The following is a 22,217-nucleotide window of genomic DNA, read 5'->3' as shown; positions in this document are numbered from 1 at the left end:
CTTCAGTAAGTGTAAGTGTGATTTTTTACTGAATTGCTTCTACCTTCTAACTCCGGCTGTAAATTTAGAGCTTTTTTTTGATAAAATAAACCTTCATTGATTCGACCTTGCTCTTCCAAACTTTTGCCTAAATTCCAATAAGCGACGGCTAAATCTGGTTGAAGAGCAATAGATTTTTGATAGTAAGTTATGGCGTCATCGAGCTGGCCTTGTTTGTAAAACATACTGCCCAAGTTAACATAGGCTTCGACAAAATTAGGATCAAATTCGATCGCCTTTGAGTAGGCGCGAATGGCCGCGTCTATTTTGCCTTGGGCTTGCAGGATATTGCCTAGAGTTTTGTAGGCGGGGGCGAAATTGGGTTGCTGGCGAAGTGCTTGGTAACAGGAGGCGATCGCCTCTACATATTTCTGTTGCATATAATAAATTTCAGCTATCTTGTTAAGTGCGATCGCACTATCCGGCTGAATGGCTAGTAATTTTTGATATTGAGCGCTCGCCTCCTCAAGTTTTCCTGATTTCTGGAGGCTCTCGCCCGCTGACAAATACTGCTCTGCTAACTCGGAACTTACGGTCATAGATTTTACTTTAACAGCCGATACTACTTTACCACAAGTGTTAGTTAGCAACCGCGATTTCGAGGGATATTCTGACTATTTAAGATTTTAAATTTGTTTGTGTACCGGAATGCGGAAAAAATAGTATGATTATTTTGAACCAGCATCAACGCTAATGGCAGAGGAAATCTCATGGCATCACTAGCAGGAAAAGTGGCAATTGTGACTGGTGCATCGCGGGGAATTGGACGCGCGATCGCCCTCCGATTATCCGAAGAAGGCGCATCAGTGGTCGTCAACTACGCCAGAGGATCTGAGCAAGCAAAAGAAGTTGTGTCAGCGATTGAAGCAGCAGGCGGCAAAGCATTAGCCGTGCAAGCCGATGTCAGCAAAACCGCAGAAATTCGCGATTTGTTCGATCGCACTCTCGAAACTTACGCACAAGTCGATATTTTAGTCAATAATGCCGGAACAATGATTAACAAACCAGTCGCGGAAGTTACCGAAGCAGAGTTTGATAATCTTTTTGCAATTAACGTCAAAGGCACGTTTTTTGCTTGTCAAGAAGCTGCTAAACGCATGGCGGAGGGAGGGAGAATTGTCAATTTTTCCAGTTCGACAACGGTGATGCTACTGCCAACTTACGGGGCTTATGTGGCCACAAAAGGCGCGGTGGAACAGCTAACTCGATCGCTAGCTAAGGAATTGGGCGATCGGCAAATTACAGTCAATGTCATTTCTCCGGGTCCAACGGATACAGAACTCTTTAATGTCGGCAAAACCGCCGAACAAATACAAAGATTTACTCAAATGGCTGCTTTGGGAAGACTCGGAAAAGTTGAAGATATTGCCGATGTGACGGCATTTTTGTGCAGCGAAGAAGCCCGGTGGATTACCGGACAAAATATCCGCGTTAACGGCGGGATTGCCTAAATATATACTTTAGTCAGCTTGGAGTGGATAAAAGTTTGTATAGCAGCGATTTCAATCGCCGATTATAACAATCCCCAACCAGAATCTTTGATTTTGGTTGGGGATTGTTATAATTTTATAGCGCGGACAATCTAACAAATCAAGGAGACAGCCGCCACACCTTAATCGTGTCGTCAAAACTGCCGCTGATCAGAGTTTTGTCCTGAGGATTAAAAGCCAATTCCACCCAGGTAGAATGACCCTTCAGCGTGCCCGCGATTTCGCCGGAACCCATCCGCCACAGCTTGATAGTCCCGCTCAAATCGGCGCTGGCCAGCTTGTCTCCGTCGGGACTGAAAGCCAAGGACTTAACCTTGTCGGAATGGCCGATCAAAGTCCGTAGCAGAGAACCGTTGGACTGCCGGAACTGATTATTTGCGCTGATATCCCACAACTTCACCGTCTTGTCCCAACTGCCGCTGGCGAGAGTTTGACCGTCCGGGCTGATGGCCAGAGACCAAACCCCCTCGGAATGACCCCAAAGAGTTTCTTTCAATTCCCCAGTCTGCCAGTTCCACAGGCTGATCTTACCGTCGCTGCTGCCGATAGCCAAAGTTTCTCGATCGGGACTGAAAGCCACCGACTGCACCTCATCAAAAACCCGCTTGAGAGTTTCCAACTCGGCCCCGCCTTGGACTTCCCAAAGCTTCAAAGTTTTGTCCTTACCGACACTGGCCACGGTCTGGCTATCGGGACTGAAAACCACCGAGAACACGCCGTCTTGGTGTCCGTCCAAAGTCTGAATTAACCTGCCAGAATAGAAATTCCACAATTTAATCGTACCGTCAACGCCGCCGCTGGCGATCGTCCTGCCGTCGGGACTGACAGCCACCGACCACACCGGCCCCAAATGTCCTGCTAAAACCTTGAGCAGCTTACCGTGACGCTTGTGCAGCAGGTGAATTGTGCCGTCATTATTCCCGCTGACTATCACGCGGCCGTTGGGAGCGACTGCTACCGCCCAAACCGGGTTTTTGTCTTGATCCGCCAGAGTCCGCACAGCAGGCCGGGACTGCGATGCCTCACCGTTGAAATCCTGCATCGGGGGCGGATTGAACCGAATTTCGGGAATGCTAGAAACAGGCTCAGAAGAAGTGAAAGCCTGGGGTGCAGGAGATGGCAAGCGAACACCCAGCACTACGGACAGCAGGGCAACCGCACTTGCTCCCCACATGGCTAAAGTCCATTTGGGTTTGCTGAGAATCACGTCTACCGGTGCCGGGCCGTATTTCATGTCTGTGAGAATTGCCTCGGTTGAGCGATAGCGTTTTGATGGTTCTCGCTGCACCATTTTATCCAGAATGCGGCCGAGTCGCGCCGAAACTGGTACTTTCAAATAATGTCTCCAAGTCCAACTTTCGGTTTTAATGTCAAACAAATCAAACGGCGACATTCCCGTTAACAAGTGAATGCAAGTGACGCCCAAACTGTAGATGTCGCTGCTTTTAATCGCTTGGCCTTTAATTTGTTCCGGGGCCGCGTATTCGGCAGAACCTGTGACCGTTTCTGTTTTCAGCGGCCCGCTATTTGCCGGAATTGCCGCGCCGAAATCGACTAAAACTAGCCCAGAGGAACTTTCTTGGGACACGGAATGTAAATTCTCTTTCCCTGCCAAAGCTGGGGATGCTTGGGGAGTTTTCCGGTGAATAATATTCGACGGTTTGATATCTCCGTGAATCAGTTGATGTTCGTGAACAAATTGCAGGACTGGCAACAATTCGCCCAGCAGATACCAAATTTGAATTTCTTTAACAACACCTTTTTCTGAAAGCCGATCGGCTAAATTGCGGCCTTCGATGTATTCTTGCACTAAATACTGGCAGCCTTCAAGTTCAAAAGATGCCAGCAGTTTCGGTATTTGCGGATGTTTGCCCAACTCGTCGAGAACTGAGGCTGAGCCGCGAAATGTCCGGTTTGACTGTGTGCCACCGTCTGCGGCTGCTGCTGAGCCGCAGAACTGTTGAATGACGCAGCGGGGTTGCGAAGGTTGGTCTTCATCGACTGCTAAGAAGGTGCGGCAAGTGAGACTTTGACCGAGGGTGTGAAAGACTCGGTAGCGGCCTTTTAGCAGCAAGTTCGACTCGCAACTTTTGCATACTGTCGCGCGATCGAGATTTTGGGGATTCTGGCAATGGGGATTGGTGCAGTAACTCATTTGTCTTTCCGCTGGAGACCCCCGTCCGACATTATTGCTGGTGGGGGAGGAAAGCGGGGCGGTGCGTGCCGCTTCCTGTGGACAAATTAAATAATTGGAATCTTTGCTTGATCATAATTGTTTCCCAGATTTTCGCCACAATGGCTTTGGTCGATCGCACGTAAATTATTGCTGACTTTCCTGCGAGCAAGGTTTAATAGGTCGATCGATTGCTCGCGCGATCGAGCGCTCGGCTGGATTTGCTGTTACCGAATTACGTTATACTGTCATTGCGAATACTTTCAGTGCGATCGCAGCAAACCAATCGCGAGGCATTGCCAAATATCCGCGATTCTTTCTCCTATGGAGTTAATCTAAAACTTCAAATTTCAAATCGACTAACCGATTAAAAATTTGGCAAATTTAGCCAAACTAACTACTAACTTTTAACTATTACTTATGCCGTTAATTCGCGTTCCCAAACCTTGGGAAATTCTCGAACCCCAAATTACCCCAGAAACAGCATTTCTCAACCGCCGCCGCTTCATGACAAATTTAATTGGCGCCGGCGTGACTGCTTCGCTGCTGCCGCTGACCGGCTGCCAAAGCAATGCTAGCTCAAAAACTGCTTTGGATCGAAGCTCAACCCAAGCATATTCGGAATTGAGCCGGAATCCGGCTTTTGCAAAAGTCGATCGAGCCATTACCGACGAAGCCTTAGCTACAAAATACAACAATTTTTACGAATACGGTGGCACAAAATCTATTTGGCAAGCCGCTCAAGCTTTGCCAACAGAAAACTGGAAAATAGAAGTAGGCGGTTTAGTAAAAAATCCCCGCACTTATGATATTGACGACCTCTACAAAAAATTTCCTATCGAAGAACGAGTTTATCGATTTCGCTGTGTAGAAGCGTGGGCGATGGTAGTTCCCTGGGTCGGATTTCCCATGAAATTACTGATGGCCGATGTCGAACCGCAATCGAAGGCTAAATTCGTTCGCTTTACCTCATTTTACGACCCAAAAATTACTCCCGGCCCCGGTTTGATGTCGCAATTTTATCCTTGGCCTTATACCGAAGGTCTGCGAATTGAAGAAATGGCCAATGATTTAGCCTTTTTTGCCACAGGCTTGTATGGCCGAAGACTACCAAAACAAAATGGTGCGCCGCTGCGGCAAGTAATTCCTTGGAAATACGGTTTTAAGGGCGCAAAGTCGATAGTCAAAATTGAATTTGTCGAAAAACAGCCCGCCACTTTTTGGAATACAATCGGCCCCAACGAATACGCTTTTGAAGCAAATGTGGAACCCGACAAACCGCACCCCAGATGGTCGCAGGCTAGCGAACGGATAGTCGGCCCCGGTAACAGTTGGTCGTGGGAAACTCGCCCAACTTTGCCTTATAACGGTTACGGCGAATATGTGGCGAGTTTGTACAGTTAATAGACGGATTTCCCCTCGTTTCTAGGCTCTGCCTAGGAACGCAGAACCGGAGGCTATGCTTCCCTATTTCTGCGAGGCAGAGCCTCGGATTCAGGCATTCCCAGGCAGAGCCTGCGAAGGAAAAATTGAAATTACATCCGTCTTGATCTGCGTCCCTCAAACTCTTCAACTCTCTGCCAAACTCTTTCTAGCAAATCTGGCGTGCTAACATCAAACCATTCAATTTCAGGATAAGCTCGAAACCAAGTTCGCTGTCTCTTGGCAAATTGCCGCGTGTGCAAAATAGTTAATTCTTTGGCTTCTTCAAGCTTAATGTCGCCAGCCAAATATTGTTTCATTTCCTGATAGCCCAGCGTGTTCAACAGTGGCAAGTCGCAGCCGTATTTTTTACACAAATATTCTACTTCAGCAATCCAACCGCGTTCTAGCATTTGTTCGGTGCGCTGTTCGATCCGATCGATCAAAACATCGATCGCGCAATCCAACCCAATTTGTAAAATAGGATAATTGGGAGGATTTTCGCCCTGCTGTTCGGAAATAGGGCGACCGGTGACATAAAATACTTCCAGTGCTCTTAAAGTTCTTACTGGATCATTGAGGTGAATTTTCTCAGCGGCAGAGCGATCGACCTGCTGCAACATCGCGTAACATTGAGATTGTCCGAGTTCGGCAAGTTGCGAGCGCAATTCGGGCATCGGCGCTACTCTCGGAATTTTCAAACCGCGCACGATCGATTTAATATATAAGCCCGTCCCTCCCACCAACAACAGAGGTGGAGACAGGGGAAAATCAACATCAGCAATTAGTTTTTGAGCTTGCTGTTGGTAATCTGCTAGTGTCAGAGTTTGTGTCGGATCGCAGATGTCAATTAAGTGATGCGGTACAGAAGTGCGATCGACCGCCGTCGGTTTTGCGGTTCCGATGTCAAATTCGCGGTACACTTGACGGGAGTCCGCACTCAGGATCGAGGATTGCAGTCGCCCCGCCAAAGCCAAAGCCACTCCAGACTTCCCCGTCGCCGTCGCCCCGCAAATCGTAATTAATCTAGGCATAAGCTGTCGCACATTTCCCTATAAAAACTCTCAAATCCTCTCGTATCCAGGCTTTCGCCTCTCTCCATCCACTGATTCACCGCGATCGACCCCTGGAGCCTTTGAGTAATCTCAAAACACTTCCCCTCCGTCCCCCCGATAAATTTCCCTTCAGAAAGCCCTAGCATCGCCTTTAACGGTTTTGTGCTATAATTTTAGAAGTTTTATCATTTTAGAAGCTTTCGGGGCTTGAGGCCTCATTATTGGAGCTATTTTTGTATGACCAGCAGCTACAGCGCCGACCAGATTCAAGTTCTCGAAGGTCTCGAAGCAGTCCGCAAACGACCGGGGATGTACATCGGTACCACCGGCCCGCGAGGACTCCACCATCTAGTTTACGAGGTTGTGGACAATTCCATAGATGAGGCGCTGGCTGGCCACTGCACTCACATCGAGATTGACATCAACGCCGACGGTTCCGTTACCGTGACAGACGACGGCCGGGGTATTCCGACCGGCATCGTTGCCAAGACTGGCAAATCGGGAATAGAAACAGTAATGACTGTACTTCACGCCGGCGGTAAATTTGGCGGTGGTGGCTACAAGGTTTCTGGAGGATTGCACGGTGTAGGTATTTCTGTTGTTAACGCGCTGTCCGAGTGGGTAGAAGTGACAGTTTGGCGCGACCAAAAAGAACATTTACAGCGCTACGAAAGAGGCAATCCAGTTACTGAACTTAGTGCCAAGCCCAACAAAGGCACTCGCACCGGCACTTCAGTTTCTTTCTTGCCAGATAGTCAAATATTTAGCACTGGCATTGAATTTGATTACACTACACTCGCCGGGCGCTTGCGAGAATTGGGTTACTTGAATGCGGGCGTGAGAATTACGTTTAGCGACCACCGTTTGGAACTGCTCAAAAGTAGCGAACCGCGCGTCGAAACCTATTGTTACGAGGGCGGAATTAAGGAATATATCGCCTACATGAACCGCGAAAAGCAGCCTCTGCACGAAGAAGTGATCTACGTGCAAGGAGAACGCAACAACGTGCAGATAGAAGTGGCTTTGCAGTGGTGCGTCGATGCTTTTAGCGACAACGTTCTCGGTTTTGCTAACAACATTCGGACGATCGACGGAGGCACGCACTTAGAAGGTTTGAAGGCGGTTTTGACGCGGACGATGAATTCGTTCGCCCGCAAGCGCAACAAAATCAAAGAAAACGAGCCCAACCTCGCTGGCGAAAACGTTCGCGAAGGTTTGACAGCAGTGATTTCGGTCAAAGTCCCAGACCCGGAATTTGAAGGTCAAACTAAAACTAAGCTAGGAAATACAGAAGTTCGGGGAATTGTCGATTCCTTGGTAGGCGAAGTATTGACAGAATATTTAGAGTTTCGCCCCCAAGTAGCTGACGCTATTTTGGAAAAAGCTATTCAGGCATTTAAGGCCGCTGAAGCCGCCCGCCGTGCCCGCGATCTAGTGCGCCGAAAATCCGTTTTAGAATCGTCTCCTTTGCCTGGAAAATTAGCGGACTGTAGTTCCAGAGATCCCGCCCTGTCTGAGATCTACTTGGTGGAAGGGGATTCGGCAGGCGGATCTGCAAAACAAGGGCGCGATCGCCAATTCCAAGCAATCCTGCCTTTGCGCGGTAAAATTCTCAATATTGAGAAAACAGACGACGCCAAAATCTACAAAAATAACGAAATTCAATCGTTAATTACAGCACTGGGTTTGGGCATCAAAGGTGAAGAATTCGATCCGGGTCAATTGCGGTATCACCACATCGTAATTATGACTGACGCTGACGTAGATGGTGCTCACATCCGCACGCTGTTGTTGACTTTCTTCTACCGCTATCAGCGTGCACTTGTAGAACAAGGTTACATCTATATTGCTTGTCCTCCTCTCTATAAAGTGGAACGGGGACGGAATCATTATTACTGTTACAGCGATCGCGAAATGAACAATCTCATCCGCAATGAATTTCCGGCGAATGCTAACTACACCATTCAGCGGTTCAAAGGTTTGGGTGAAATGATGCCGACACAATTGTGGGATACAACGATGAACCCAGAAACTCGTACGCTGAAACGAGTGGAAATTGAAGACGCTGCTGAGGCCGATCGCATCTTTACGATCTTAATGGGCGATCGTGTCGCCCCCCGCCGCGAATTCATCGAAACCTACGGCCCCAAACTCAACCTCCTCGACTTGGACATCTAAATTAGCCATTAGCTAACAGTCGATGACGAACGACTAACGACTAAACTTTTGCAGCAGTTTGAACCCTTGTGCCTTCCGAGGCACAAGGCTTTCTGCTGTTTGAGGGCTGTAGGTTTTGTTATAAAAATTAATACAATCTCTCATCAAATCGATCTAAGGTAAACACTTAGGTAAATTTTAGATTTTTGGCGCATCCATCAACTACCACAAAAATAGAAGGTTGGACAATATAGCATGAGCATCAATTTAGCGACCAAATTGCGTGAGGGAACCAAAAAGTCCCACACAATGGCAGAAAACGTCGGTTTTGTCAAGTGTTTTTTAAAAGGCGTTGTAGAAAAAACTTCTTACCGGAAGTTAGTAGGAAACCTCTACTTTGTCTACTCGGCAATCGAAGAGGAAATGGAACGTCAAAAGCAGCATCCGGTTGTTTCAAAAATTTACTTTTCTGAGTTGAATCGCAAACAAAGCTTAGAGCAAGATTTATTTTACTACTACGGTGCCAATTGGCGCGAACAAGTAGCTCCGTCAGCCGCAGCTAAAGCTTATGTGGAGCGAATTCACGAGATTTCGGCGACAGCACCAGAACTGTTAGTAGCTCACTCTTATACTCGCTACCTTGGCGATTTATCTGGCGGACAAATCCTGAAGGGAATTGCCCAGCGCGGGATGAATCTTTCCGATGGAGAAGGCACTGCTTTCTATGAATTCCAGGATATTCCTGATGAAAAAGAATTCAAGGCTAACTACCGTCAGGCAATGAATGAACTGCCGATTGACGAAGCAACAGCAGAGCGAATTGTGGACGAAGCTAATGCAGCTTTTGGCATGAACATGAAGATGTTCATGGAGTTAGAAGGCAATTTGATTAAAGCAGTTGGTCAGATGCTTTTCAATACCCTGACGCGGAAGCGCGGTGGTGGCAGTACCGAATTAGCTACTGCTGATTGAGCCAACACTCATTGGCAATAATTTGAGCCTCGTTTCAGAGGAAAAAATTAAATCCTGGGGGTTTGATGGCTGCTTTTACAGTCACCAAAGCTCCGGGATTTTGCATGATGGGCGATCGACTTTTTAACTCACAAATCAACACTATCACCTTCCCACGCCGCGATCGGGAGGCTGATCGTCCGGGACAGGCAAAGAAGTCGGCCTTACCTGCCGCTCCAAATACTTGCTCAAAGCGTAAGCTGTATCCCAGCGAGTCATCGGCTTCAAAGGATTAATCTTATTAGTTCCCAGTTCAACATTAACAAACCCTTCATAAAGTGCAGTAGCAATAGACTTTCTAGCCCAATTAGGAATTTCCCCTGCATCTGGATACTTAGCTAAAATCTCGGAAATACTGGCATCGGGAAACTGAAAAACCCCGTAAGCTTGAGCAAAAATCGCCAAAGCTTCAGCGCGAGTCACCCTTTGATTTGGGAAAAACATTCCGTCGCGATATCCACTCATTGTTCCCGTTTTCAAAACAGTTTGAATAGCACTGTAAGCCGAGTAACTCTTCGGTACGTCCGGCAATTCCCGATCCGGTTTCTGAGCTGTTTTCCGCCGTTCCAAACCAAAAGTTTTTACTAAAATCACCGCCAAATCAGCGCGACTGACAAGACCATCAGCATGAAAATTGCCACTGGCATCTTTATTCATCAATCCTGCACTCACAACCCGGTCGATCGGGTCAATTATTTCTTGAGATTGAACCGCCATAGGCACTCCTTGCAGTAGGGCGATCGCCAAAAAAACATTCACTAACCTTTTCACGATTTTAATCCTTTCTGTCGCTAAAACAATCATGAAAACAGCAGTAATATTTTTTCCGGTTCTATCGGTATAATTCTGTGGTTTCGGCAGTGCGCTAGATTGGGCGATTATATATCAAAATTAAAGATTTGCTTCCGGCAAAGCGTTCTGCATTTTACCCAGCCAATCAATCAAATTATCCAATTGCTTTTGGGCCGTCAAAACAGCCATACCTCGAATAGTAACCTTCCCCTTGCTGTAGACAAAACGAGCTTGCAAATGTTCCGGCAACTTAGCCTTAAGCAAATTCCAAGCAGGCTCCTCCATAGGTGTTTCCAACACAATGTGCTGCTTATTCTCCGGTTTGATCCGAGAAAAACCAATTTTTTTAGCGATTTGTTTTAGTTCGACAATACGGATAAGTTGCTGGGCGGGAAGAGGAATTGGCCCGTAACGATCGCACCAATCAGCCTGAATCTGCTGTAATTCTTCAGGGGTATTAGCAGAAGCCACAGACCGGTAAGCGCTCATCTTTTGATCCAAATCTGCGATGTAATCGGCAGGAATAAACGCCGTCAAAGTGAGGTCGATTTGCGCGTCCTCCACTTTCGGAATTTCCTGACCCTTGATTTCCCGAATAGCCTCCTCTAACATTTCCGCATACAAATCAAAACCGATCGCCTCCATTTGACCAGACTGTTCAGTACCCAAAACATCACCCGAACCGCGAATTTCCATATCTCGGACGGCCAACTGATAGCCGGAGCCCAACTGGGCAAACTCTTGAATTGCCCGCAACCTCTGCCTTGCAGCATCCGAAAGTTGGTTCTGCTTGGGATAAAACAGCCAAGCGTGAGCTTGAATCCCCGCGCGTCCCACCCGTCCCCGCAACTGGTACAGTTGACCCAAACCAAACCGCTGCGCGTCCTCAATTAAAATCGTATTGACTCGCGGAATATCCAAACCCGACTCAATAATCGTCGTACACACCAAAATATCGAACTCCGCCGCACTGAAAGTCAGCATGATCGATTCTAATTCCGAAGCCTCCATTTGACCGTGGGCGATCGCAATTCTCGCCCCCGGAACCATCTCCTGCAACTTATCCGCCAACTCATCAATCCCCTCAATCCGCGGCACCACGTAAAAAACCTGACCGCCCCTGTCCAACTCTTGACGAATTGCCGATCGCACCGTTTCCGGGTTATAGGGAGCCAAATGCGTCTGAATCGGGCGCCTGCTGGGAGGCGGAGTCGCAATTAAACTCATCTCGCGAATCCCCGACAGCGACATATACAAAGTCCGGGGAATCGGCGTTGCTGTCAGAGTCAGAACATCTACCTCTGTTTTGAGAGCTTTAATCGCTTCCTTTTGCTTAACTCCAAACCGCTGTTCTTCATCCACCACCAACAAGCCCAAATCCCGAAATTTAATCGCTTTGCTCAAAACAGCTTGAGTACCGACAATCACATCTAATTCCCCAGTCGCCAAACGCTTGTGAATCTCCCGGCGCTCGGTTTCAGTGCGAAAGCGATTGAGCAAACCAACTTCGATCGGATAAGGGGAAAAACGCTCCGAGAGCGTGTGATAGTGCTGTTGGGTCAAAATCGTCGTCGGCGCGAGCAAAGCCACCTGCTTGCCCGCCGTAACCGCCTTAAAAATCGCTCTCAGAGCCACTTCTGTTTTGCCAAAACCGACATCGCCGCACACCAAGCGATCCATAGGTCGATCGCCCTCCATGTCGCGTTTTACGTCCTGAGTTGCCTTCAACTGATCCGGCGTTGGCTGGTAAGGAAAAGAATCCTCTAATTCTTGTTGCCAAGGCATATCAGCAGGAAAAGCGTAACCTGTTTGTTTAGCTCTTTTAGCATAAAGATTCAGCAAATCTACCGCTAATTTCTTAACAGCTTTGCGAACCTTTGTTTTAGTTTTTTCCCAAGTTTGACCTGTCAGCTTGTTTAGATCCGGTACTTTATCGCCTACAGTCCGAAACCTCGACAAAGCGCCCAATTGATCTGCCGCAACTCTCAGAGTACCGTCAGCGTATTGAATCAATAAATACTCGCGAGTTTCGCGATCGATCGTCAAACGTTCTAACTTGAGAAATTTGCCCACTCCGTGCTGGCGGTGAACCACATAATCACCCGGGCTTAATTTATTCGGGTCTACTTGCTTAGAAGCAGCGCGGCGGCGCTTGCGGACGTAGCTAAAAGTAGCGAGAGAATGTTGACCGTAAAATTCCCGATCGGTAATTAAAACAATCCGAAAAGTAGGCAGAATAAAACCTTCCAATTCTGCTAAGCCGCTGTACTTCAAAGCAACCGGAACGTGCTGCAATTGCAACTTGTCGATCGCCAAATAATCGCGCGGATTCACCACAAACTGAGCCGGACAGTCGTGTTCCGACAGCAGAGAAACCGATCGACTCGGTTGAGCAGAAACCAGAAAAATGGTAAAACCCCGATCGCGCTCTTCCCTGAGCATTTGAGACAGCTTAGCAAATTGGTGAGGCATCACCGGCACAGGCCGAGAAGCCAAATTAATCGCAGACGGTAGCTGGTCGCCCTCCGCAGAGCTTTGAAATTTTTTAGCGGTAGAATCTTCTGCCAATTCTGAAAGTTCTAGCCTGTCGAAAGCTGCGACATCTGCCATCGATTCAGCAAAAGTGCGGTGAATTTTCGGAAGTTTCAAATTAGCAATTGGTAACTTTTCTGTTCCCGCACCAGAAACTTCCGATTCCCGATTGCAATTATTCCACTGTTCCTGTGCATTCTCAAACCAGCGGTCGCTGTGAGCTTCGCACCCTTGCGGTTCGTCAATAACAACTAAAGTATTTTCGGGCAAATAATCCAACAAAGATGCAGGTTTTTCAAACGCTAAACCCAACAGTCGGCGGACAAATTTTTCGGTTTCATTTTCTTCTGTGTCAATAGAGCCTCCGCGGTTGATTTCGTCAATATTTTTTTCAGCTAAAACTGCTTTAATAATTGTATTAAAATTAGTAGGAGTTAAAACTAATCGCTCGACCTTATCGAGCGATCGCTGCGAAGACGGGTCAAACTCCCGAATTTGTTCCAAATCATCCCCAAACCACTCCAGCCGCACCGGCAACTCAGCCGCCACCGGAAACACATCGACAATATCGCCCCGGCGACTCCACTGGCCCTCCATTTCCACCAGAGCCACCCGATCGTAGCCCATTGAAGCAAGTTGGCGGTCTAAAATCTTCGAGTCTTGAACCGCACCTCGCTTCAGCGTCAGACAGTAGGGTTCAAAAGCAGCAGGCGGCGGCAAGTGAGACTGGAGAGCTCTTTCGGTAGCTACAATCGCGATCGGCTTCGACTGATTGGCGGTTTTTTCTTCCTTATCCACCAAATCCGCCAGCACCTGCATTTGCCCCCACGTCATTTCATTTTCGTCGGAGTAAGATAGCTCGTAGGGTGAGGTCTCCGAAGTCGGGTAAAAATGTACGGTTTGCCAGCCCATCGCCTCTAAAGAAGCCACCCAGCGACCGGCTTCTTCTAAAGTAGCCGTTACTGCCAATAAGTTTCGCCCCTCTTGCTGTGCGAGGGCGGAAGCTACTAAACCTTTAGGCAAACGGGCGATGCCGGACAATTGCAAGCAGCGATTCCGTTTGAGCTTGTTGAGAAGTTCTGTTGCTAGGGGCGATCGCCCCAGGGTACGAATTATTGAAGAGAAAGTCATGCGCTTTTAATTTTAATCCCCGATCGGCTCCGGCTCTTTCCCTTTGCCTGTTAAGGAGATTGTACGACAAACATCCATGATTGTACCGCTCTGCGGTTGACGCCTGGGAACTGAACTGGCGATAGATTTCTGCTTTAATATCTCGATCCTGCGATCGCGATTGAGCCAGTTCCGTTAATCTAGTGACAGGTTTAGAAAAAATTTCGATTTTGCGATCGAGATTCGCAGCTTCCAGACCTCTCCTGTGACTGCACCCAAAGACGGATACCCTGCCACGTACTCAAGTTGTGAAGATCGAAGAATTTTAGACATTAGGGAAATCCCCCAGATACTGGCTGCAGAGTCAATCTAAAATCTAAAATCTAAAATCGACTAACCGGGCAGAGCGCTTCGCCGTTACTACCGAAAATTTTAGAAATGTCCCCAAGTACCGATATTCTGATTGTTCTCCTGCTAATTTTCCTCAATGGCTTGTTTGTGATGTCAGAGATGGCCATCATCTCTGTACGGAAGGTGAGACTGCAACAGATGGCCAACCAAGGTTCAGCCAATGCGCGCGTAGCCTTGGATCTGGCTAATGCCCCCAATCAGTTCTTACCGACAGTTCAAATCGGGATTACGATGCTGGCCATTCTGTCGGGCGCTTTCGGAGAAACGACAATTGCTAAAAGGGTAGAGCCTTTGTTGCGGCTGGTTCCGGCCCTGGCGCCCTACTCTCAGACGATCGCCTCAGTAGTAGCAGTTTTAACCATCACTTATCTGACCTTAATTATCGGCGAACTCGTGCCGAAGCGGCTAGCGCTAAACAACCCGGAGCCGATCGCTTCAAGCGTCGCCATTCCCATGCGGATGCTCTCAAAAATTGGCGCTCCTGCGGTTTATCTGTTAAGTTATTCCACTGACTTAGTGATGCGGTTGATGAGGATATCGCCCTCGACAGAACCGCAAGTTACAGAAGAGGAAATTAAAGTTTTAATCGAGCAAGGAACAGAAGCCGGAACCTTTGAAGAAGCCGAACAAGATATGGTGGAAAGAGTGTTTCGTTTGGGCGATCGGCGAGTCAGCGCCTTAATGACCCCGCGTCCCGATCTTACCTGGCTCGACCTCGACGACTCAGTAGAAGAAAATCGCCAAAAAATGCTCGGCAGCGGTCATTCTCGGTTTCCGGTGTGTCAGGGAGGACTCGACAACGTTGTCGGTTTAGTACACGTTACTGATATGCTGTCGCGGACTTTAACTGGTCAACCCCTGGATTTAAGCGCTTCTTTACGGCGACCGTTATTTGTACCGGAAAGCACGCGGGGTTTAAAAGTATTAGAACTGTTCAAACAATCTAGCAATCAAATTGCCTTGGTAGTAGACGAATACGGGGTGATTCAAGGATTGGTTACAGTCAACGACATTTTAGTCGAATTGGTGGGCGACTTTCCCTCTATTGAAGATGCAGACGAGCCTCAAGCCGTACAGCGCGAAGACGGTTCTTGGCTGTTAGACGGAATGCTAGCAGTCGAAGATTTTTTTGAGCTGTTTGGAATCGAAGAATTGTCAGCAGAACACAAAGGAAGTTACCACACAATGGGCGGTTTTGTGATTACTAATTTGGGCAAAATTCCCACAGCCGCCGAGCATTTTGAGTGGAATGGTTTGCGCGTGGAAGTAGTCGATATGGACGGGAACCGAGTTGATAAAATCTTGGTAATGCCGATCGACTCAGCGGGCGATCGATCTAGAACCCAACCAACAACCTAAAATTTAAACTCAGCGGTAAGGTGCGCTAAGCGCACCCTACATCAACCATTACGCGGATATTTCAGACCTACTTCTTTTTGCTTCTAGCCGCATCTTTCCGCAAAGATTCCAGAATAGAACGACCTACATAATTGCTGAAAACCACCTCTCCAGCTTGATTGTAGTGGCAGCAGCTATCTACATAAACAGCCTCTTTAGTCTTGTCAAAAACATTGACAGCATTCACTAAAGTGATATTATTTTTTTCTAAATTAGGAAATTTTTTGAAAAGAGCCGGATATCCAATTTGCACAGCTTTAGCATAAGGAGTATCCTTGTTAAAAGCAATCTGCTTTTCCGCTTCACCAAACACTCTTTTCGTCTGATAGTATTGATTAGGCTGAAGAACATGAAAATAAGGCACATTACTAGCAGACAGAACTTTGTGCATAAAAATTGAACTTTTTGCCCAATTTAAAGCCATTTCTTGAAAAGCTACTGAATCCTGTAAAACAGACTTATTAGTATTGATATAAATAACGCTGCCACTGTCATCTTTTTTTTGTTTAGTCCGTTCTTTTTCAAATTTAATAACATCGGTTTTATAGTTATTAACTAGATTTTGAACGTAAACAGAAGTCAAAGCATCGCACGCAGCAAAAGAACAGTTTTGCAAACGTTCCAAGCCCTGATTAATCCTAGCTTTATTTTCTTGGATTCTAATAGTGGCTTTCATTGCTTTGGTAGAAAGGCTATTATTCGCCAAGCTAGTCAGCGGCAAAATATGCTGAATGCTTGGCATCGCCAAATCGACTTGATTTTTATTGTTTAAGTTAGAAAGTGCTACTTCATTAAAACCATCTATATTGACGACCAGATCCAGTTCTTGCCCTAAAGCCAAAAAATAGTTTAAAATCAATAATTGCTGGGGTTGTTTGTAGCCGCCGGTAGCAAAAGACAAAATTACAAATTCTTTATCTTTCAAACCCGGAAGCTGCTTGAGGTATTGAGGTAAAATTTTATTTTGAACTTCAAATATTCCATAATTAGAAGCCACAGAACCGCCAAAAACTCCGATAATAAATTGATTGGCTTTAGTCTTTTTGAAAGGGTAATCGTAAGGTGAGAGAAACCCATAGTTGTTATTTTTAAAACCGGGGCGAAAGTCAGGCCCTGGTTTCTGAATAAACCCAAAAAAAGGATGAAATCTTTCGACTATAGACTCATTGAGTCGCACTCCTTCTAAATTAATTCCCAAGGCAGATTTATCTTGCGTCTTTTCTCTAGTATAGAAAAATTGCTTGTGCTTGACAAAATACCATCCCAAGGAGCCAAGTTCTAGGAAAACCAGTAAAAGCACTAAATTAATCAAAGTTATCTTGAGAAATTCTTGTCCTTTTTTGAGAAATTTTAAATCTTTCATAAACCTCTATTTCGACTCTCTTACTACTTTAATAATGGAACTAGAAACATAGTTTGCCAATAATTCGTCTCCGACTGAATTATAGTGGCAGCAGGCATCTTTGTAAACCGTCTCTTTTGTATTATCTAAAATATTCACTGCGTTAAAAACATTAACCCCAGCTTTTTGCAAATCATCGACTTTGGACAATAGCACCGGATAACCTTTTTTCACACCTTCAATGTAAGGGCTATTCTGGTCGATCGCAATTTCGTTTTCCTTGGCGGTAAACGCTCGCTTAGTGGGATAATACTGGTTGGGCTGGATAAAGTGAAAATACTTAATCTTTCTACTTGATAAAATTTGATTCATCCCGATCGACGATTCGTACCATATTGATGCCATTTTGTCAAAAGCAGCGGCATCCTGCAAAACAAAGTCTGCTTTGGGAATGTATACTATACCGCTATTTGCCGTGTCTGGGTTGGATTGTTTGACTTGCCTATCGTACTTGACAACGGCTTGCTGGTAATTGTTAACTAATTGTTGCACCTGTAGCGAGGTAACAGCGTGACACAAAGCAAGCTGACAAGTTTGCAATTTGTCAATACCTGCTTTCAACTGTTTTTTATTTTCGTTAATTTGCACGATAGATCTCATAGCTTCCGGCGACAAGTTGTTGTTGGCTAAACCAGTCAGAGGCTGTATGTGCTGAACGCTGGGCATTCCTATTTCTACTTGGGCTTTGTTATTTAAATTTGACAGTGCTACTTCGTTAAAACCGTCAATATTGATGACTAAATCTAACTCTTGACCCAAAGCCAGAAAGTAATTTAAAATTAATAATTGTTGGGGCTGTTTGTAGCCACCGTTGCCAAAATTTAAAACAATAATTTCCTTGTTCGCAAATTCTGGATAAGTTTTCAATTTGTTAGACAATCTACGAGTTACGTATTCATCTACTGCAAAGTTATTCGCAACTGAACCGCCAAATACTCCGATAATAACTTGATTTTTATTAGTTTTAACAAAGGGATATTCGTAGAGGGAAAAAAAGCCGTGTTTGTTGACTTTTAACTTTAATTTTTCATTAGTGAAAGCACCTTGCTTGAGTACATAGCCAAAAAGTGGGTGCAGTCTTTCTACGATAGATTCATCCAGTCTAATGCCGATCCTTTCAATATCTTCTAATACTTTTTCTTTGGCTTTAGTTCTGGTATAAAAAAACTGCTTTTGGTTGATAAAATAAAAAGCTAGCGATAAAGCTTCCAGACAAATAAAGGCGATCGCCAAATTAACCGCGATTATAATGAATATATTTTTGCTTTTTTTGAATATCGTTGAATCTTTCATGAAATTTGAATTTGACGGCTTAGGGTTGTTTTTTGGGGACTAGAGATTGCTTCAAATTTTCGCACAAATTTCGGTTGATTAGGATACTAGCCAGTCGGTGTCCGAGTTCATTCCAGTGACCCCCACAGGGTACAGAATTCTCAAAACCGTGGGCGCAAACTTGATATTTTTCAGTGTAACCTTGGATCTGTTCGGATAAATTTAGTACCCGAAAACCCTCGCGTGCGCCCAATTTTTCCAGCCGCCTATCGGGATAAAACAAATCCTGAATGTTGTTCTTTCTCATAAAATTTTTTCGCCTCTCGGCCTCCGGTCGAACTTGCATCGGATCGCCGATTGTCACAACCAAGAAATCAGCATTTTTCTGCACGACTTCATTCCGCATCGTCACAATCAAACCCTCTGTCACCTTCCAAGCCTCTTGCCAAACTGCATCTTGAGGTTCCTTGAGGTTCAGGGTACTTAAAGTGGTAAAGTCCCCCGATAACTCCCGCTTTTTCCGCTCTAAGTCTACTTTTTTAATGACCTGCAAAATGCGCGAATTGTTGACGATAAAACTGGGCATTCGATCTACGAAGGAAACTGCTCTTTCGTTGCGGTCGATCGGCGCCAAGTTGCGAAAAGACATATCCGGTACTAACTTGCCGCTAGCATCATAAGCAAAAAATGGTCGGTAGCGATCGTATTCCAGTTTCGGAGAATTATTTATCACATCATTGCCAATAAAAAAAGCAAGAATTACAATATCAGGACTGTAATCCCACACTTTTTTTCGCAGCATAATTAATTCTTGTGCAGTACCGTAACCCTGCACGCCGAAATTGATAACCTCAACATTTTTGCGTCCCTTAACGGCCTCGCAGTTGCCTAACTTTCGTTCCAATTTCGACCAGAAAGTTTGTTCGACAGGTACGTGAATTGCTTCGGTGAAAGAATCGCCCAAAACCGCCACGCGCAAAGTATTTGGAGGTTTTGCTTTTGTATGTTCGCGATCGCGCAAACCCTCGCTATTCACCTGCACAAAACTCGCACCTTCGCCATTCCACTCCCCCGACGCACCCGGTTTCAGCTTCCAGCCCAAATTTGGATCGGAAGTGTGGAAACGAGTTGGCGCCGACTCTACGAAATCTCCTATTTTTGGATATCCCTCAACTCTAGCAACTCGCAACCCAACTTCACCAATTACCACCCCCATAAATAAACCGCCGAGTGTCAAACCTAAATTGACACCCAAATTTTTCAACTTGCTCATTCTTTCAAAACAGGGTGTAAATAAACGGAGCAATCACAGAACCGTGACTCAATACAATCAAAGCTCCCAAAAAGACTAAAGTCACAATTAACGGCAACAGCCAATACTTTTGGCGTTCTCTCATAAACGCCCACAAATCTTTGAGAAAGTCTAATGTTGATTCAAACACTTAGAAAGGACGCTCCATACTAACTTTTGTTCTTGCTTTACTTGGGACGCGGTAAGTATCCATTTTCGGATTTAGTTTTCGCCGCATGGCATCTTCGCCCAACAGGCTTTTAATAACTCCCATCGGCCAAATTATCAGGTAAAAAACTATCCCTAGGACGATCGGCGTTTCGATTTTGTTAAGAATAAGTCCAAAGCGCATCCACGCGTGATAAACGGGATTCAGCGATTTCGGCGCCACCAATGCTAGCACGATTAGGACTGCGCCGATTGCCCAAGGCCACCAAGGTAGAGAATGTCGCCTCAGTAAAGGTACTGCTAAACCGAACAGCACTGCAATCAAGCCACCAATTAGCAGCCCGAAATCGCGCAAGCCTTTTTTGTCGAGTTTTTTAATTTCGTCGCTCATGGGGAAGAAGGAAGAGGGAAGAAGGAAGAGGGAAGAAGGAAGAGGGAAGAAGGAAGAGGGAAGAAGGAAGAATGACAATTGCCATCTAACAACTCACAACTGCCCACTGCCCACTGACTAATAATTAATCTAGTTCAAATTCATTTTTCCAAGCATCATCTTGTTTCCAAGGAATTTGTTCGGACTTGGGAAGCAAGTAATTTTCCAAAACCAGATAGTCCATTTCGGTTCGCATGAAACAGCGGTAAGCATCCTCTGGAGTACAAACAATCGGTTCGCCTCGGACGTTGAAAGAAGTATTTACTACAATAGAACAGCCCGATCGCTCTTCAAAATGGCTGATTAAGTCATAGTACCGAGGATTAGTTTCTTTGTGAACAGTTTGAATGCGAGCCGAGTAATCGACGTGGGTGACAGCCGGAATCTCCGAGCGCGGAATGTTGAGCTTTTCAATGCCAAACAACTGCTCTTGTTCGGGAGTCATCGGAATACGGAGACTGGCTTTGACAGGTGCTACTAATAGCATATAAGGGCTAGAATGGTCAATCTCGAAATAATCGGCAACTCGTTCGGCTAAGATTGACGGAGCAAAAGGTCGAAATGATTCCCGATATTTAATTTTCAGGTTCATCACGGACTGCATTTTAGCACTGCGGGGATCGCCCACGATCGATCGACCGCCCAGAGCCCGCGGCCCAAATTCCATCCGCCCTTGGAACCATCCCACCACATTTCCCTGTTCCAAAATCTCAGCCAACTGCGGCATTAATTCGGCATCGTCCAATCGGTGATAGCTGGCTTTTACAGCATCCAAATATTCGAGAATTTCTGCGTCAGTAAATCTCGGCCCCAAATAAGAGCCGCGCATTTGATCGTGACAAGTTAAATGAGCAACAGACTTCGCCACAGTTGCTACCGCTTGGTTTGCAGTGAGAACTTCAGTCCTCTCCTCAACCGCTGCGTTTGCAGTGACAAGTTCAGTTTTGAGGGATTCTATACTATTTGCTGTCGAGTTGGCGCTCACAGTGCGAGTTTGTTCGCAATACTGGTACCAAATCGCCAAAGCCGCGCCCAAAGCACCCCCAGCATCTCCCGCCGCCGGCTGAATCCAAATATCTTTGAAAATACCTTCCCGCAAGAGTCTACCATTAGCAACGCAGTTGAGAGCAACGCCGCCGGCAAGACAAAGATAATCGACATTCAATTCTTTTTTAACTGTTCTGCAAAGCCGTAAAACTACTTCTTCGGTAACAACTTGAATGGAAGCTGCAATGTCCATTTCTCGCTGAGTCAATTTTCCTTCAGCTTGACGCGGCGGCCCTTCAAACAGTTCGTCAAACTTCTTGTTTGTCATGGTTAAGCCAACCGTATAGTTGAAATAATCCATGTTCAAACGGAAAGTTCCGTCATCTTTGAGGTCGATTAAATAGTTGAGAATTTTGTCTACATACTTGGGTTCGCCGTAAGGAGCTAAACCCATGAGTTTGTATTCGCCAGAGTTGACTTTGAAGCCGGTGTAATAGGTGAAAGCTGAATAAAGCAAACCCAAGGAGTGGGGAAAATCGATTTCCCACTGAGGTGTCAGTTGGTTCCCGTCTCCCAACCAAACCGAGGTTGTGGCCCACTCGCCCACGCCGTCGATGCACAAAACGGCTGCTTTTTCAAAGGGGCTGGGAAAAAATGCCGATGCTGCGTGCGATTGGTGGTGTTCGGTAAATAGCAGAGATGGCAGTTTATTCGTTTTGCAGTTTGCTATTGCTGCCAGATCTTTTTTGAGCATGGTTTTGAGGTAAAGCTTTTCTTTGAGCCATATCGGCATGGCTGTTACGAAAGAGCGAAAACCTTGGGGCGCGTAGGCTAAATAGGTTTCGAGAAGGCGCTCGAATTTGACTAAAGGTTTGTCGTAAAAGACTATGTGATCGAGTTCCCGCAAATCTATTTTCGCTTCTTTCAAGCAATAAGCGATCGCATTCTTGGGAAATCTGGCGTCGTGTTTTTTGCGGGAAAATCTTTCTTCCTGCGCTGCCGCTATAATTTCTCCGTCGCGAATTAAGGCTGCGGCGCTGTCGTGGTAATACGCCGAGATTCCAAGTATGTTCATTC

At 46.1% G+C, this 22,217-nt stretch carries 17 protein-coding genes; 5 read left to right on the top strand and 12 right to left on the bottom strand.

Annotated elements, in window-relative coordinates:
* Positions 1-2: 2 nt before the first annotated feature.
* Entirely contained in the window at positions 3-578 is a 576-nt protein-coding gene (locus QUA27_RS18310; RefSeq protein WP_333069547.1) for a tetratricopeptide repeat protein, read from the bottom strand.
* A gap of 171 nt (positions 579-749) precedes the next feature.
* Here QUA27_RS18310 and QUA27_RS18305 point away from each other — a divergent pair, with 171 nt between their 5' ends.
* Positions 750-1,490 carry an SDR family oxidoreductase gene (locus tag QUA27_RS18305; RefSeq protein ID WP_333069545.1) on the top strand — a complete coding sequence of 247 codons (741 nt, stop codon included), beginning with the start codon at positions 750-752 and terminating at the stop codon, positions 1,488-1,490.
* 139 nt (positions 1,491-1,629) lie between these two features.
* Here the strand turns inward: QUA27_RS18305 and QUA27_RS18300 are convergent, their stop codons facing one another.
* Together QUA27_RS18300 and QUA27_RS18295 are read right to left on the bottom strand one after the other, a co-directional pair.
* Positions 1,630-3,684, bottom strand: a complete 2,055-nt coding sequence (locus QUA27_RS18300; protein WP_333069543.1) for a protein kinase domain-containing protein — start codon at positions 3,682-3,684, stop codon at positions 1,630-1,632.
* Positions 3,685-3,715: 31 nt separating this feature from the next.
* Positions 3,716-3,874, bottom strand: coding sequence for a hypothetical protein (locus tag QUA27_RS18295; RefSeq protein ID WP_333069542.1), 159 nt, complete (start codon positions 3,872-3,874; stop codon positions 3,716-3,718).
* 248 nt (positions 3,875-4,122) lie between these two features.
* Here QUA27_RS18295 and msrP point away from each other — a divergent pair, with 248 nt between their 5' ends.
* Positions 4,123-5,106 carry a protein-methionine-sulfoxide reductase catalytic subunit MsrP gene (msrP, locus tag QUA27_RS18290; RefSeq protein ID WP_333069539.1) on the top strand — a complete coding sequence of 328 codons (984 nt, stop codon included), beginning with the start codon at positions 4,123-4,125 and terminating at the stop codon, positions 5,104-5,106.
* A gap of 131 nt (positions 5,107-5,237) precedes the next feature.
* On the opposite strand, the gene miaA is transcribed toward msrP, so the two are convergent.
* Positions 5,238-6,158 carry a tRNA (adenosine(37)-N6)-dimethylallyltransferase MiaA gene (miaA, locus tag QUA27_RS18285; protein WP_333069537.1) on the bottom strand — a complete coding sequence of 307 codons (921 nt, stop codon included), beginning with the start codon at positions 6,156-6,158 and terminating at the stop codon, positions 5,238-5,240.
* A 258-nt stretch (positions 6,159-6,416) separates the two neighbouring features.
* Between miaA and gyrB the strand changes: the two genes are divergently transcribed.
* Entirely contained in the window at positions 6,417-8,357 is a 1,941-nt protein-coding gene (gyrB, locus tag QUA27_RS18280; protein WP_333069535.1) for a DNA topoisomerase (ATP-hydrolyzing) subunit B, read from the top strand.
* Between the two features lie 234 nt (positions 8,358-8,591).
* A complete protein-coding gene (locus tag QUA27_RS18275) occupies positions 8,592-9,308 on the top strand; it encodes a biliverdin-producing heme oxygenase (RefSeq protein ID WP_333069533.1) in 717 nt (238 codons plus the stop codon).
* A gap of 144 nt (positions 9,309-9,452) precedes the next feature.
* On the opposite strand, the gene QUA27_RS18270 is transcribed toward QUA27_RS18275, so the two are convergent.
* On the bottom strand, positions 9,453-10,118 hold the full coding sequence (locus QUA27_RS18270) for an S-layer homology domain-containing protein (RefSeq protein WP_333069531.1): 666 nt from the start codon (positions 10,116-10,118) through the stop codon (positions 9,453-9,455).
* 120 nt (positions 10,119-10,238) lie between these two features.
* The gene (gene mfd / locus QUA27_RS18265) at positions 10,239-13,802 is read right to left on the bottom strand and encodes a transcription-repair coupling factor (RefSeq protein ID WP_333069529.1); all 3,564 of its coding nucleotides are present in this window, start codon (positions 13,800-13,802) and stop codon (positions 10,239-10,241) included.
* Positions 13,803-14,219: 417 nt separating this feature from the next.
* On the opposite strand from mfd, the gene QUA27_RS18260 reads away from it, so the two are divergent.
* Positions 14,220-15,551 carry a hemolysin family protein gene (locus QUA27_RS18260; protein WP_333069527.1) on the top strand — a complete coding sequence of 444 codons (1,332 nt, stop codon included), beginning with the start codon at positions 14,220-14,222 and terminating at the stop codon, positions 15,549-15,551.
* 67 nt (positions 15,552-15,618) lie between these two features.
* On the opposite strand, the gene QUA27_RS18255 is transcribed toward QUA27_RS18260, so the two are convergent.
* From QUA27_RS18255 to QUA27_RS18230, 6 genes are all read right to left on the bottom strand, one after another.
* On the bottom strand, positions 15,619-16,953 hold the full coding sequence (locus QUA27_RS18255) for a hypothetical protein (RefSeq protein WP_333069525.1): 1,335 nt from the start codon (positions 16,951-16,953) through the stop codon (positions 15,619-15,621).
* Between the two features lie 6 nt (positions 16,954-16,959).
* Positions 16,960-18,285, bottom strand: a complete 1,326-nt coding sequence (locus tag QUA27_RS18250) for a hypothetical protein (protein WP_333069524.1) — start codon at positions 18,283-18,285, stop codon at positions 16,960-16,962.
* A gap of 19 nt (positions 18,286-18,304) precedes the next feature.
* Entirely contained in the window at positions 18,305-19,537 is a 1,233-nt protein-coding gene (locus QUA27_RS18245) for an SGNH/GDSL hydrolase family protein (protein WP_333069523.1), read from the bottom strand.
* A gap of 4 nt (positions 19,538-19,541) precedes the next feature.
* Positions 19,542-19,706, bottom strand: coding sequence for a DUF5989 family protein (locus QUA27_RS18240; protein ID WP_333069521.1), 165 nt, complete (start codon positions 19,704-19,706; stop codon positions 19,542-19,544).
* Entirely contained in the window at positions 19,707-20,114 is a 408-nt protein-coding gene (locus QUA27_RS18235) for an SxtJ family membrane protein (protein ID WP_333069520.1), read from the bottom strand.
* 124 nt (positions 20,115-20,238) lie between these two features.
* A complete protein-coding gene (locus tag QUA27_RS18230; protein WP_333069519.1) occupies positions 20,239-22,215 on the bottom strand; it encodes a carbamoyltransferase family protein in 1,977 nt (658 codons plus the stop codon).
* Positions 22,216-22,217: the final 2 nt, after the last annotated feature.

Origin of the sequence: Microcoleus harperi Pol14_C6 (assembly GCF_036701295.1) — a bacterium.
GTDB lineage: Bacteria > Cyanobacteriota > Cyanobacteriia > Cyanobacteriales > Microcoleaceae > Microcoleus.
Note: the sequence above shows the minus strand (reverse complement) of the source record. Positions and strands in the feature narration are given on the sequence as shown.